This is a genomic window from Exiguobacterium sp. s39, assembly GCF_018618925.1.
Taxonomy (GTDB): Bacteria; Bacillota; Bacilli; order Exiguobacteriales; family Exiguobacteriaceae; genus Exiguobacterium_A; species Exiguobacterium_A abrahamii.
In genome coordinates, this window is sequence record NZ_JACSNA010000002.1 from 148461 (window position 1) to 161689 (window position 13229).

A 13229-nucleotide genomic window follows, 5' to 3' on the forward strand; every position below is an offset into this window, starting at 1 on the left:
GATACGACAAGAGGCGACGGATTTTCCGTCGCCTCTTGTTTCGTTCAAGCTGTAAGTGTGATTCCAAGGAAAGCTGCAAGAATTCCGAAACCGTAGCTTGAGATGAGATAGAGGGTAAGTACTTTACGATTTCCGTCCTGAAATAACTGCAACGTCTCGATTTTGAACGTCGAGAACGTTGTAAATGATCCGAGGAAGCCGGTACCTAACAGTAACGTCCATGTCGTATCGAGATGCGCCCCGATGACGAGTCCAAGTAAAAATGAACCGAGTACGTTAATCAGGAACGTCGCCAGTGGAAATTCACGTTTCCAAACCGTCTTCATCCATTGACTGACGGCAAACCGACTGATGGCGCCGCAAAAAGCACCGATGGCAAGAGCAAGTAGCGTCATTCACTCACGTCCTTTCGTCACGTGACGAAGTCGTCGTGTTCCGAGCGCGTAACCAAGATAAGATAGGAACAAACCGCCGAATAGACTGACGAGTACGTAGAGGAACGCGTCCGCTAAATGATGTTCGTTGAGTAAGGTCACGGTCTCGACGCTAAATGTCGAAAACGTCGTAAATGAGCCGATGAAACCCGTGCCGATGGCTGTGATCGCATATTGATGTAAGAGTTTCGTTCGAAATAAAAAATGTGTCGCATAGCCAAGGAGAAAGCTCCCGATCAAGTTGATGACAAGCGTCGGCCACGGGAACGGACCAGTCGTCAAGTCGCCAATCAGCAGTCCGAGTCCATACCGTGCCGAGGCACCGAGAACACCTGCGAGACCTACGAGTACATACAGCATAGAAATCCTCTTTTCTGAAAAAGTCTACGTTAACCGTACTCCCGCTTTCAAGAAAGCGTCAAGAAAAAAAAGTCACTGGAGAGACTTAACGAATGAATTCTTTCTGCCGATGAACAACTGTATGACTTTAATAAGGTGAAGGAGTTTGAACAAGATGGTATCTGCCCTCGAGCAACAAAGTACAAAGATTTTGTCCCGCCTGATTGCAACGTTAATTACGATCGCGCATCCATTGATTTTCTTATTTGCGCAAATGAATTACGTCCCAATCAGTGTGTTTTATCAGTTTTTAGTCGGTGGTTTGATCTTGACGGTCGCGTTGCTTGTGGGCAACCGCCTACTTGGACATCGTCCGAGCGGGAAGTACGTCCAAGTGACGTTAACGTATTTCGTCCTCGCTCTCGTTTTGATGACCTTGCCGTCGCCGAGCATTTGGACGATCGCCTATCTCTACTTGACGATTTCAATCGTCTATTTGATTCCGCGTTTGGTCATTCTCGCCGGAATCCTTGGACTCGTTGAAATGGCTGTATTCACAATGCTTGGAACGATTGTCTTTACGAATGCATTCGATTTGATCGTCGCCTATGTCATCTATTTGATGATTTTCTCAGCGGCGGTTTTCGTCGCTGTCTTTGGACGAAACGTCATGCTAGCCGTCCGCCAAGAACAAGAACGGTCGGAAGCCTACGCGGCAACGTCGCAAATTGCCCTCGAGCAAACGGCAGCAACCGCAACGGAAGTAACGACATTCACGGAAGAGATGAGTGAAACGGTCGACGCAGCGAAGGATTCCTTTAGTCAGGTTGATCTGGCGATGCAACAGCTGGCAGATGATGCAGCAGGTAGCGTCCAAGCGATTCGTGAAATCCGTCAATTGAATGAACAGCAAGTTAACCGGATGGAGGAAGTGACCGTTTCAGTCGACCACGCACTCGAGCGCAGTTCATCCTCGCGAACGACAGCCGAAAAGAGCAGACAGACGATTGGTCTTGCCGGACAATCCCTGCAACAATTGACGACGAGCATGGATGAGTCGGTCACGTCGTTCGGACAACTCGCCGGACGGTTCCAGGAAATCGTCGCCATCACGTCGAGCATCAATGCGATTGCGGCGCAAACGAACTTGCTCAGTCTTAACGCATCGATCGAAGCAGCTCGTGCGGGTGAGTTCGGAAAAGGTTTTACGGTCGTTGCGCAAGAAATTCGTAATCTATCAGCACAGACGGCAGAAGCGTCGAAAGAAATCAATGCGATCATCGAACGTGTTGATCAGGACGTCACGCAAACCGGCAACTCGATTCATGCCAGTACGACATTGCTACGTGAGCAGGAAGAGCGGATGGCAGAGAGTCAGTTAGCACTACAGACGATCGAGATGGATGCGACGGAAGTCGTCGGTTCGATCCAGTCGGCGCAGACTCAGTTCGCGACGATGACGAGCAGTCTTACTGCTATCACGACAGCAACCGGTCAACTCGACACGTTCATGAATGCCTTGCTCGCACAAAGTGAGTCGTTATCTGGTCTGACACGTCATCAAGTCGGTCAGGTCATGGAACTGCAGCAGGCGATTCATGGCTTGAACGAGACGGCATCAACCCTTCAACAAACGAATGCTTAACGAAACAGCTCCTCATCGATCGATGGGGAGCTGTTGTGTATCTTCAGACTGTTTGTCGGTGGAACGGACGGGGAAGAAGATAGGGAACGAATATTGAAGGAGGAGTCAACGGATGAAGGCAGCTTACATTGAACAGTATGGTGGATCGGAACAATTCAAGGTCGGAGAACTGGAAAAGCCGGTCATCGGACCAGATGATGTCTTAATCGAAGTCTATGCCGCGAGTGTGAATCCGGTCGATTGGAAACTACGCGAAGGCTACTTGCGTCAGATGTTGAGCTACGAAATGCCGCTCGTCATCGGTTGGGACGTTGCTGGTGTGATTCAGGAAGTCGGAGCGAATGTCTCGGATCTTCAAGTCGGAGACGCCGTCTTCAGCCGTCCGGAAATCGCTCGTCAAGGAACGTATGCAGAGTATGTCGCAGTCGATGCGCATCTCGTCGTCAAAAAACCAGAATCACTCAGTTTTGCTGAAGCAGCGTCTCTGCCACTCGTCTCACATACAGCATGGCAAGTCATGTTCGAAGTGATGGATGCGAAGCCGGGTGACCGGATCTTTATTGGTGCCGGATCAGGAGGCGTCGGAACGGTTGCGATTCAACTTGCGAAAGCGAACGGTTTGTACGTCATCACGTCAACAAGTACGAAAAACGTCGACTGGGTAAAAGCACTTGGAGCCGACGAAGTCATTGACTACAAACAGGAAAATCCGGCCGATCGTGTTCGCGACGTCGATTTTGTATTTGATACGATGGGTGGCGACAAGCAAGGAGAACTGTATCAGATGCTGAAACCAAATGGCATGCTCGTCTCGATTTCTACGCCACCGGATGAAGAGCAAGCGAAAGAGCATAATGCGCGATCTGCATATGTCTTCATGCAACCGACGGGTGAGCGTTTACAGAATATCGCTAAAGCCGTCGAACGTGGCGAGCTACAACCTGTCGTTGATCGGATTTTTGATCTGGATCAAATCAAGGAAGCACATGATTATGGCGAAGAAGGGCACGCAAAAGGCAAAATCGTCATCCGAGTCAAAGGAGAATAAGAAGAGGAGGGCGCTGAAATCAGCGTTCTCCTTTATTTTTTTGTCACTCTTTTTCTTGAACCATAAACAAAAAATAACCAGGTTAAAAAAGTGTAAAGGATAAGGGGTTGCTTCTTCCTATACTAGGGCTATCAGACGTGAGTCAGCCATATCAAAAGGAGGAAGTATCATGAAAAAAGGATTGAAGTGGGCAGGAATCATCGTGATCGGAGCAGTCATTTTAGGAAACCTAGGAGATGACGAAGAACAGGCAGCACCGGAGAAAAAAGTAGCAGTCGAACAAGAAACAGTCAAATCAGAAGCAAAACCAGTGAAGGCAAAAGCAGCTGCAAAACCGGTCAAGAAAACGTACGGGGTGAATGATCAGGTAAAGGTCGGGAAACTGACGTACGTCGTCAACGACGTCAAGATGGTCGATACGTTGTCGAACGTTCTCGGCGAAAAGAAAACATCAGGACAATTCTTAGTCATCGGTCTGACGATTCTAAACGGAGATAAGGAAGAGCGATTCGTCGACAGCAACATGTTTAAAGTCAATGTCGGCGATACGGAATACTCAGCCGATACGGAGCTCGATCTCTATGCGAATGAAGACGGGATGGGCTTCTTCTTGGAGACGATCAACCCGAATATCGAGAAAACCGGCAACATCGTCTTTGAATTACCGAAACAGGTGAAAAATCCGATGCTTGAAGTCTCGTCTGGCTTTGGCTGGGCAGGTGGACAATCAAAAGAGATTCAATTGACACAGTAATGAGTGACCATAGAAGAGACTCAATAAAAGAATGACGCGTCTTTTCACGCCCTTTCCTCAGGCGAGACACAAGCCAGTTTTCCTGCTTCATTTAAGCAGGAAAGCGGATCTTGTTTGTCTCTGACAGCGCATAAATGCGCTTTTCCTGTAGGAGTGGCGTGAAACGCATCATTCTTTTTGTTACGAGATAAGGGTGGCAGATCATCATTCTACCACCCTTATCTTTGTGGAAACTGACTTTTGAGTCAGCCCCTTCTTGTTACCGTCCTGATTGTTGGATCGAGAGTTCAGGCGTTAATCGATCGAGTAAAGCGAGCGTCTCTGGATGAGTGGCGAGCGTCTGGTCGAGCGCGTTCCGTTCAGTCTCTAGACATGCTAGATAACGTTGAGCCGCTTCAGCGTGCGTTGCAGGTGTCAGGACGTCGTAGATTGCTTCAAGAGCAAGGCGTGGATGGTCTGGCAATGTCGTCGGAATCGTCTTTAATCCGAGTTGCGCTCGTTCAGGAGTATGATGATGGAGTAAGACTTTTGCGAACTTGATGAAGGCACTACGGAGCATCTCGACTGCCCATAAGTCATTTCCCCGTGCTGCTGCTTTTTTATATTGGAACAAGAACCAGACAGCATCGATTGCTTCATCGGTCGCTTCTTGAGCAGAAAGCGTTAAGTCACATGTATCGGTAAAGTCCGTCAACTGTTCTTGTGGATCATATAAGACACGCAATTGATCCTTATGGTTCAGCGAATCAAGCGTCACCGTGAATAAATCAATATGTAGCAGATCATCATAGACGACGATCATTTGAGGGGCGATGATATCGATCTCATCTTTCCAGATGATTGAACGATAAGCAGAAAGGTGGGACAAACGACGCGATAAGAATTTTGTTTGACGTTCTTCCGAGACGAGGCAGTACAGATCGATGTCTGAATGGACATCTTCTTCTCCCCGTCCAAAAGATCCTTTCAAGAAGATAGCTTCGACTGCAGGATCTTGTTTGAGTCGAGCAACCAGTTGCTCGATCGCATGAAGTTGATGCATGAGGACTCATTCCTTTCCGAAAACAGAAGTCTATTACGTCAGTATACGTGATAATAGACAGGTTTTTCCATAAAAAATGAGAAATCACATCGAAATGGATTCCTCATTGGGAAGCGGAAGCAAGTTTTTCTTTCTGTTCAAGATGGAGGACATGCTGTTCCCCCCATGCATTGATGGCGTCAAGAACCGGGATAAGCGTCCGACCATAATCCGTCAGCGAGTACTCGACGCGGGGTGGAACTTCCTGATAAATCTCGCGATGAACGATATCGTTCAGTTCGAGTTCGCGTAGTTGAGCCGTCAGCATCTTTTGCGTAATGTTCGGCAATTGTCGTTTCAATTCACTGAAGCGGAGCGTTCCGTGTGTGATCAAGACGAGTAAAATCGACGGCTTCCATTTTCCGGTCAAGATTTCGAGCGCTGTCTCGACCCGACAGCTTGGTGTCTCTTCCATCGGTCTTCCTCCTTCATGGTATCGTTTAGGATACTATACCACTTATTCGTGCCTACTTCCGCTTCGATCGCTTCCGCGTAATAATAGGGATACGAGCTATTTCATTGAAGGAGGAAACACCATGTCGATTCATCCACAAATCACACTCGGTCCTGTTCGCTTGCGAATCACGGACCTCGATCGTTCGATTTCATTTTATACAACGTCACTTGGATTACGCGTGCTGACGCAAACGGATCAGCTAACGGTACTTGGTGCACAAGATACACCACTCGTTGAACTTGAAGTCCATCCGAATGCCCGCCGTTTTCCACCGAACTCGGTCGCCGGGTTATACCATTTTGCGATTTTGCTACCGAGCCGAAAAGAACTTGGTTTCGTCATCCGGAATTTGATCGAACAAGGAATCGAGATTGGTCAAGGTGACCATCTCGTCAGTGAAGCCTTTTATCTGTCGGATCCAGACGGGAACGGGATCGAGATTTATGCCGATCGTCCACGTGAGACATGGACGTATGAAGCGAATGGCGACGTTAAGATGACGACGGATCCCGTCGATTGGCAAAGCATGCTCGTCGAAGCGGGAGAAGAAGATTGGTATGGAATGCCGAGCGAGACGGTCATGGGACATGTCCATTTCCACGTCAAGACACTCGAAGCAGCGCGGTCATTTTATGTCGAGACGCTCGGCTTTGACGTTGCCGCTGACGCTTCGCGAATGCGTGCGTTGTTCGTTGCTGCCGGTGGCTATCACCATCACATCGGTCTGAACGTCTGGTCTGGTGTCAACGCACCGACGAATCCGGAAGATGCGGTCGGACTCGTCTACTGGACACTACGTTATCCGGATCAAGCGACGCTCCAAGCAGCGATCGAGGCGTTGAAGTCTTCCGCTTATACCGTTACGGATCAAGCAGGCGATGTCTATGTCACCGATGATGCCGGAATTACCGCTCGATTGACAACGTAACCGAAAAAAATCCCCTTACCGTGAAAACACGGTAAGGGGATTTTTGGTTTACCGTGAAGACGACGTCGCGTTACCGTCGTACCGGCTGATCAGTTCATACGGTCTGACTTTATATAAGGCATGCGGGAAGTAATGGGGATCCATCGCATCAAGCGTCCGCAACTGGAAGTGTTCCCGTTTGATATACTCACTCAGCGAGTCACGTGTCAGCGGGAAGAAGCCGACGTCCGTCGTCTCGCCTTCTTGTGTTGCGAGTTCACCACCGACCGCTTTCCCACGGAAGCAGACGCACAGGACATGACTTGAGACATTTTGATAGATACCGGTGATGCCATCGATCGTGACATCAACACCGGTTTCTTCTTTGACTTCCCGTTTGATGGCGTCAAGAATTGACTCATGATTTTCGACTTGTCCACCCGGCATCTCATACGTATCACCCCGGTGTAGGTTGCGGACGAGGAGGACTTCACCGGCATCGTTCGTGATATACGCGGTCACGCTGACGATCGCGCGAGGGGGAGCATACGTACCAGTCGACGTCATGAAATCTTCATAGGATTTGATATAGAGGTTTTTGCCGAGTCGGGCGCGCTTCTTCATCGCTTCGCGACGTAAGGCACTGTTGCGGACATCACGATCGACTTGTTCGTAATGTTCACGGTCGCGGTATTCCCAGATAGCGATGACTTCATCTTCTGCCTCCGTCACCCAGCGCCCAACAAGACGGGCCCCATGACTGACTTGAAGCGGGTACAAATAGGTATGGAAAAACTCAGTGAATTCTTCTAGGCGTTCGGGACGAATCGTATAGGTCTTCCGGCGATGTAGCATGGAAATTCCTCCTATCAGATGAGCGTTCAGATGTACGTTGTACCCCTTCTCGAACGGATGGAGGAAACCCTTTTTCTCGATGTGGGAAAAGGATGTTTTATTAAACGATTGCGTATACATGTCATCCGGTCTAAGTGACTTTAAATCATCGATGATGATCTCTTTTGATCAGAAAAGTATAACTAAAGAAGAACTTAAGAAATGGATAGGGCTCAACTTCAGAAAAATCGGGGATACTGAATATAGAGAGAAACAGAAAGTAGGGATACGTGATGGATATCATGGCACTCGTCCGCCTGGCTGGCGGAATCATGTTCACCCCATTGTCGGACGATGTCTTGATGATGAGTTTTGCAGCACTTCGATTACGAGAGGGGATGTACCCGGTCGTCATCTGGCTGACCGCTTGGCCGGTCTTCTTCATCGCCTTTACGTGGTTTTATCTACTTGCTCGGTTCTTCCGTGAGATTCCGCTCGTCAAACGCTGGATGAAATCACGTTTCTTAGAACGAGCAGAAACGATCATTGAACGACGGGGATTATGGGCAATCGGACTATCGTTCTTCTTACCCGGCGTCAGACACCCGATTCATTATGTCGCCGGACTCCTCGGTTATCCGTTACCGCGCTATTTAGTAATGACATTCTTAGCAGCAGGCGTGTATACAGGACTCTGGACTTTTTTGATCGTCCGAATCGGAGAAGCCGTGACGTGGTCGGAGCTATGGAACTGGCTCCAGGTGAATCCAGGGATCGTCGGCTCTGTCGTGATCATTGTGATCGGGATTGCCGTCATCGGTATCGTGCATCATCGCCGTCAAAAGGATTCCGTCGAGGAAAGTTCTTCAATATAAAAACATCACACGAGCAAGCGAATCCAGATCAGGATTCGCTTTTTTAGATGAAGTTTGGTTTTATGAATAAGGATAGTTTTTTGAAATAAGAAGTAATCTACAAGAAAAGTGAAATCATTGTCAAAAAAAGACGTTTTTCACTTCTTAAAAGCTACCTGATTTACACACTGTATTGGCAATTTATCGTCACAAGCAAGTGGCTGAAATTGGATTGTAAACGCTTATACTAGGAGGTGTTCACAGAGTGGACATATTTATTGCTAGAGGAGGATACATATGAATCTCATGCAGACGGAAGAGACGGTCAAAAAAGCACCAACTTCTTCTGCTTACCGGACGATTTGGCGGTGGCACTTTTATGCTGGTATCATTTTTGCACCGTTCCTCGTCATGCTTGCTGTGACAGGATCCATTTATCTTTTTAAGCCACAAATCGAAAACGTCCTGTATCAATCGTATTATGAAGTTACACCACAAGCAGATCGCATCACTGCGACGGAACAGATTGATCGCGTTAAAGCGAAGTATCCCGATGCACTTGTCACGTCGTACCGACCGGGTGAATCTGACGATCGATCAAGTGAAGTGAAGGTCTCGTCACCAGACATGTCGGCGACGGTCTTCGTCAATCCGTATTCTGGTAAGATCATCGGAACATTATCAGACGATGACCGGATCATGAATAAAATCGAAGAGATCCACGGGGAACTGATGGCGGGAACGACTGGCGACCGGATCGTTGAACTCGTCGCCTGTTGGGCAATCGTCTTGATCGTGACGGGACTGTTCCTGTGGTTCCCACGTAAACAAAAGGGACTGTCAGGTGTCTTGTTCCCACGTCTTCGTCAAGGCAAGAAGTTATTCCGTCGTGACCTCCACGCTGTTCCAGCATTCTGGATCACAGCAGGGATGCTGTTCCTGATCTTGACTGGCTTACCGTGGTCCGGTTTCTGGGGAACGAACTTCCAGTCACTCGTCACCAACCAAGGGCTGGGTTATCCACCGTCCATCTGGGGTGGGGAGGCACCGACGTCGACGCTTCAGACGAAGGATATCGCGGAGGTTCCGTGGGCTGCTGAAACACTTGATGTCCCGCAGTCAAAAGTCGAAGGTGCTGTTCCGGCTTCGATCGATGATATCGTTGCGATCGGTAAACAACAAGGGATGGACCCAAGCTTTAAGATCAGCATCCCGAGTGATCCGAGTGGAGTCTATACGCTGTCTGCGTATCCAGCGAAAGCACAGGATGAAGCAACGATTCATCTCGATCAATATTCTGGTGCCGTGCTCGCCGACTACCGTTATGACAACTATGGTGTCGTCGGGAAAATTGTTGCGACCGGAATCACGCTCCACAAAGGAACGGAATTCGGCTGGTTCAACCAATTGATCAGTCTCTTGATTTGTCTTGGGATCATTCTCGTGGCAGTCAGTGGTTTCTATCTTTGGCTGAAGCGGAAACCAAATAAAGGGATGGGGGCGCCAAAAGGTCCGAAAGCATTCATGTTAAAAGGATTCCTTGTGGTACTCGTCGTGCTCGGTATTTTGTTCCCGCTTGTTGGACTCTCATTACTCATCGTCTGGCTACTCGATTTTATTATCATCCGTCGTATTCCGAGTGTAAGGAGGTTCTTCAATGCGTAAATCGATGCAAGCACTCGTGCTCGGCGGACTGCTCGTCACGACGACGGGCCTTGCCGGGTGTGCGGTCGATTCCGATGCAGCAGAACAGTATGCCGTAGCTAAGCCGTTATCGATCAAAATGAATATCCCAAAGGACTTACAACCGGACGCCAAGAAAAAGCAGACGTTTGAAGCAACGGTCTGGCGTGAAGCCAAACCGGTTCAAAAAGTCGATTATGTCCACTTCGAAATCTGGAAAGCGGATGGAACAGTGCGCTATAGTATGGAACCGGCAGAGGAGACGAAGCCAGGTGTCTATACGATTGCGAAGGCGCTACCGAAATCCGGCTTGTATTATGTTAAAGCACATGCAAGCAGTGAAGGCGCGATGATCATGCCAACGCGGCAGTTCATCGTCGGTGAGTTATCGAAAGAAGATTTAAAGATTTTACAAGGTGGAGCCAAACCAGCTGGTGGGAGTAGCGGTCACCATCATTGAAGAAATAGGAAATAAAAAATGAGAGGACGGAATACTATTCCATCCTCTCATTTTTCGTATAGACGATTAATCGTCATCACCATGATCTCCGTGATCATCCCCGTCATCGTCTCCATGATCGTCTGAATCATCATCTTGATCATCATCTTCTGAGTCATCCGAAGAATCATCGTCATCCGAGTGTTCATCTTCCGATTCGAGTTCCTGTCCATTGTAGAACTTGACTTGGACGTGTAGTGTTTTAATGTTTGGCAATCGAAGTGCCTGTGCGACTAACGTTAATACTTCTTCTTCCGTCATCGATGGCGTGACGAGAAGGCGGTCTTTTAACGTCGCGACATCAGTAATACCGATTTCGTCTTTAAAGCGCAGTTCTTTCCGTTGATGTTCATTGCTGTAACGCCACTCGAATTTTTTCTTATTCGTATCCGTCACTTTGATCATGATCCGTTTGAGTTCTTGGTTATTTTGAACGCCATCTTGATCCGTATCTTCCTGATCATCTCGTGTTCCGTCCTGATCACTGTCGGCTTTTGTTGGATTAGAACCGAGTTCAAATTCATCTTCGTTGATAAGCGTATCCCGATCCCGGTCTTCTTCATTGTCTTTGATGCCATCACGGTCTGAATCCTTTTTCAGTGGTTGCGTACCGACGATGAACTCTTCGCGTGTCGTCAATCGATCCTGATCTTGGTCTTCTTTATCATCAGAAATACCATCTTGATCAGAATCCTTCTTCAATGGATTGAGACGTATACTGTATTCTTGCGTGTTTGTTAGTGAATCGCGGTCCGAATCCTCTTTCCCATCCTTGATCCCGTCACGATCCGAATCCGATTTAGTGGGGTTGAGACGAAGCTGATACTCTTGTACATTCATCAAACCGTCGCGATCGTGATCTTTTGTTGCGACTTGTTTTCCATATCCCAAATGATATTGTTTTTGCCAAGCATCCGGAATCCCGTTATTGTCTCGATCGACTTGCACGACAGGTTTCTTTTTCGATTTACTTTTTGCTTCGACAGGTCCAACTGTTTGCGAGACGACGAGCAAAGCAAGTACTGCGCCAATGATAATCCGTTTCATGAGTTCACTCCTGTTCTATAAAAGATAAAAGATGGGGTTATAAGAAGATTCTAATGAATTGATTAGAAAATAAGTTGGCTGTTTCGCGAAATGAGTAAATAAAAACTAAAAAATAATGAAAGTGCTGCATAGGTTTATTTCATCACAAAAAATATTTTAAATAAAAAATGTAAAAAGATAAAACCATTCGTGAACTCCTTACGTTATCTATGTGAAGTCCAAAAAATCAAAGGGGTGTTCATAAGATGAAGATGAAAAAGTCGTATCTCGCTGTTCCGCTTAGTGCCGCATTGTTGATTCCAGCAGCAGGTGTCAGTGCCCATGGTCATGAGGACCATAGTAAGATGTCCCACAGTTCAGGAAAAGTCTCACTGGATGTCTCATCTCCAGCATCGGATTTACGAGCGACACTCGATCAAATTCTATCTGAACATGCATATCTCGCAGTCGTTGCAATGCAAAAAGGGATCGATGGTAAAGAAGATTTTGAGCAAGCAGCTGGTGCCTTGAATCAAAACACGGATGATTTAGCGGCAGCTGTTGGTTCCGTCTACGGGGAAGAAGCAGGCGCTGCCTTCAAAGAAATCTGGGCGAGCCATATCGGTTACTTCGTCGATTACGTCAAAGCAACGGGTGCTAAGGACGAAGATGCGAAACAAAAAGCATTAAAAGAGCTTGATGAGTACCGCGTCGAACAGGCTGCGTTCCTCGATAAAGCAACGGAAGGACGTCTAAAGGCAGCGGATCTCGAAGCTGGACTTAAAGTCCATATCACACAACTGTTAACGTCGTTTGATAGCTATGTAGCGGGTGATTATGATGCTGCCTACAGTAATCTACGCAAAGCTATCGAGCATATGTATATGGTAGGAGAAGGGTTATCTGGTGCGATCGTCGATCAGTACCCAGATAAATTCAAAAATACGAAAGTGGATACACCAGCAGCTGATCTTCGTGCCGGACTGAACCGAAACTTCTCGGAACACGCGGCGCTTGCAGTGCTCGCAATGCAAAAAGGGATTGACGGAGCAAAAGACTTTGATGCTGCAGCCGGTGCCTTGAATCAAAATACGGATGACCTGACTGCTTCGATTGGTTCTGTGTATGGTAGCGAAGCAGCGCAACAATTCAAGAAAATCTGGTCGAGCCACATCGGCTACTTCGTCGACTATGTCAAAGCAACAGGTGCGAAAGATGATCAAGCACGCGACATGGCCGTGAAGGAACTTGATGAGTACCGTGTCGAACAGGCAGCATTCCTCGATGCAGCAACGGAAGGACGCTTAAAAGCGAAAGATTTGGAAGAAGGATTGAAGGTTCATATTGACCAACTCTTGCTTGCCTTCAATAGCTACAATGAAAAAGATTACGACAAAGCGTACCCAGCGATTCGCGAAGCGTACGCGCATATGTACGGTGTAGGGGAAGGGACTGCGACAGCAATCGTCGATCAGTTCCCAGATAAATTCAAAGGTGCGCCTGGAATGCCGAACACAGGTCTCGGTGGTATGCAAGAAAAAGCATCGACGACAGGTATCGTTTGGTCATTGCTTGGTATCACAGCAGCATCGATCCTTGGATTCTTCGCACTCCGTCGTCGCCCGCAACAATAAAGGACGACCCGCTGGCAACAGCGGGTTTTCTTGT

Annotated in this window: 14 protein-coding genes; 8 read left to right on the forward strand and 6 right to left on the reverse strand. The window is 47.8% G+C overall.

The features are described from left to right. Positions 1-44: 44 nt before the first annotated feature. Both crcB (KNQ11_RS12250) and crcB (KNQ11_RS12255) read right to left on the reverse strand, forming a co-directional pair. Positions 45-395, reverse strand: a complete 351-nt coding sequence (gene crcB / locus KNQ11_RS12250) for a fluoride efflux transporter CrcB (RefSeq protein ID WP_149426687.1) — start codon at positions 393-395, stop codon at positions 45-47. Then, positions 396-794, reverse strand: a complete 399-nt coding sequence (gene crcB, locus KNQ11_RS12255; RefSeq protein ID WP_214772034.1) for a fluoride efflux transporter CrcB — start codon at positions 792-794, stop codon at positions 396-398. Positions 795-948: 154 nt separating this feature from the next. Between crcB (KNQ11_RS12255) and KNQ11_RS12260 the strand changes: the two genes are divergently transcribed. From KNQ11_RS12260 to KNQ11_RS12270, 3 genes are all read left to right on the forward strand, one after another. Beyond that, positions 949-2418, forward strand: a complete 1470-nt coding sequence (locus tag KNQ11_RS12260) for a methyl-accepting chemotaxis protein (RefSeq protein ID WP_149426689.1) — start codon at positions 949-951, stop codon at positions 2416-2418. Positions 2419-2530: 112 nt separating this feature from the next. Beyond that, positions 2531-3466: an NADP-dependent oxidoreductase gene (locus KNQ11_RS12265; protein ID WP_214772036.1), complete on the forward strand. Its 936-nt coding sequence runs from the start codon at positions 2531-2533 to the stop codon at positions 3464-3466. Between the two features lie 169 nt (positions 3467-3635). Next, a complete protein-coding gene (locus KNQ11_RS12270; protein WP_149426691.1) occupies positions 3636-4220 on the forward strand; it encodes a DUF4352 domain-containing protein in 585 nt (194 codons plus the stop codon). A gap of 259 nt (positions 4221-4479) precedes the next feature. Here KNQ11_RS12270 and KNQ11_RS12275 read toward each other — a convergent pair whose 3' ends face one another. Beyond that, positions 4480-5262 carry a nucleotidyltransferase domain-containing protein gene (locus KNQ11_RS12275; protein WP_149426692.1) on the reverse strand — a complete coding sequence of 261 codons (783 nt, stop codon included), beginning with the start codon at positions 5260-5262 and terminating at the stop codon, positions 4480-4482. A 103-nt stretch (positions 5263-5365) separates the two neighbouring features. Further along, on the reverse strand, positions 5366-5716 hold the full coding sequence (locus KNQ11_RS12280; protein ID WP_058265500.1) for a winged helix-turn-helix transcriptional regulator: 351 nt from the start codon (positions 5714-5716) through the stop codon (positions 5366-5368). 121 nt (positions 5717-5837) lie between these two features. On the opposite strand from KNQ11_RS12280, the gene KNQ11_RS12285 reads away from it, so the two are divergent. Further along, positions 5838-6686: a VOC family protein gene (locus KNQ11_RS12285; RefSeq protein WP_149426693.1), complete on the forward strand. Its 849-nt coding sequence runs from the start codon at positions 5838-5840 to the stop codon at positions 6684-6686. Between the two features lie 48 nt (positions 6687-6734). On the opposite strand, the gene KNQ11_RS12290 is transcribed toward KNQ11_RS12285, so the two are convergent. Continuing rightward, on the reverse strand, positions 6735-7520 hold the full coding sequence (locus KNQ11_RS12290; RefSeq protein ID WP_149426694.1) for an NUDIX domain-containing protein: 786 nt from the start codon (positions 7518-7520) through the stop codon (positions 6735-6737). A gap of 272 nt (positions 7521-7792) precedes the next feature. Between KNQ11_RS12290 and KNQ11_RS12295 the strand changes: the two genes are divergently transcribed. From KNQ11_RS12295 to KNQ11_RS12305, 3 genes are all read left to right on the forward strand, one after another. Next, a complete protein-coding gene (locus tag KNQ11_RS12295; RefSeq protein ID WP_058704651.1) occupies positions 7793-8374 on the forward strand; it encodes a DedA family protein in 582 nt (193 codons plus the stop codon). A gap of 276 nt (positions 8375-8650) precedes the next feature. Next, the gene (locus KNQ11_RS12300) at positions 8651-10018 is read left to right on the forward strand and encodes a PepSY-associated TM helix domain-containing protein (protein ID WP_149426695.1); all 1368 of its coding nucleotides are present in this window, start codon (positions 8651-8653) and stop codon (positions 10016-10018) included. Beyond that, positions 10011-10496, forward strand: coding sequence for a FixH family protein (locus KNQ11_RS12305; RefSeq protein WP_149426696.1), 486 nt, complete (start codon positions 10011-10013; stop codon positions 10494-10496). The genes KNQ11_RS12300 and KNQ11_RS12305 overlap by 8 nt, the downstream gene beginning before the upstream one ends. Before the next feature lie 66 nt (positions 10497-10562). On the opposite strand, the gene KNQ11_RS12310 is transcribed toward KNQ11_RS12305, so the two are convergent. Continuing rightward, positions 10563-11582 carry a hypothetical protein gene (locus KNQ11_RS12310; protein WP_149426697.1) on the reverse strand — a complete coding sequence of 340 codons (1020 nt, stop codon included), beginning with the start codon at positions 11580-11582 and terminating at the stop codon, positions 10563-10565. 245 nt (positions 11583-11827) lie between these two features. On the opposite strand from KNQ11_RS12310, the gene KNQ11_RS12315 reads away from it, so the two are divergent. Further along, on the forward strand, positions 11828-13195 hold the full coding sequence (locus KNQ11_RS12315; protein ID WP_149426698.1) for a copper amine oxidase: 1368 nt from the start codon (positions 11828-11830) through the stop codon (positions 13193-13195). Positions 13196-13229: the final 34 nt, after the last annotated feature.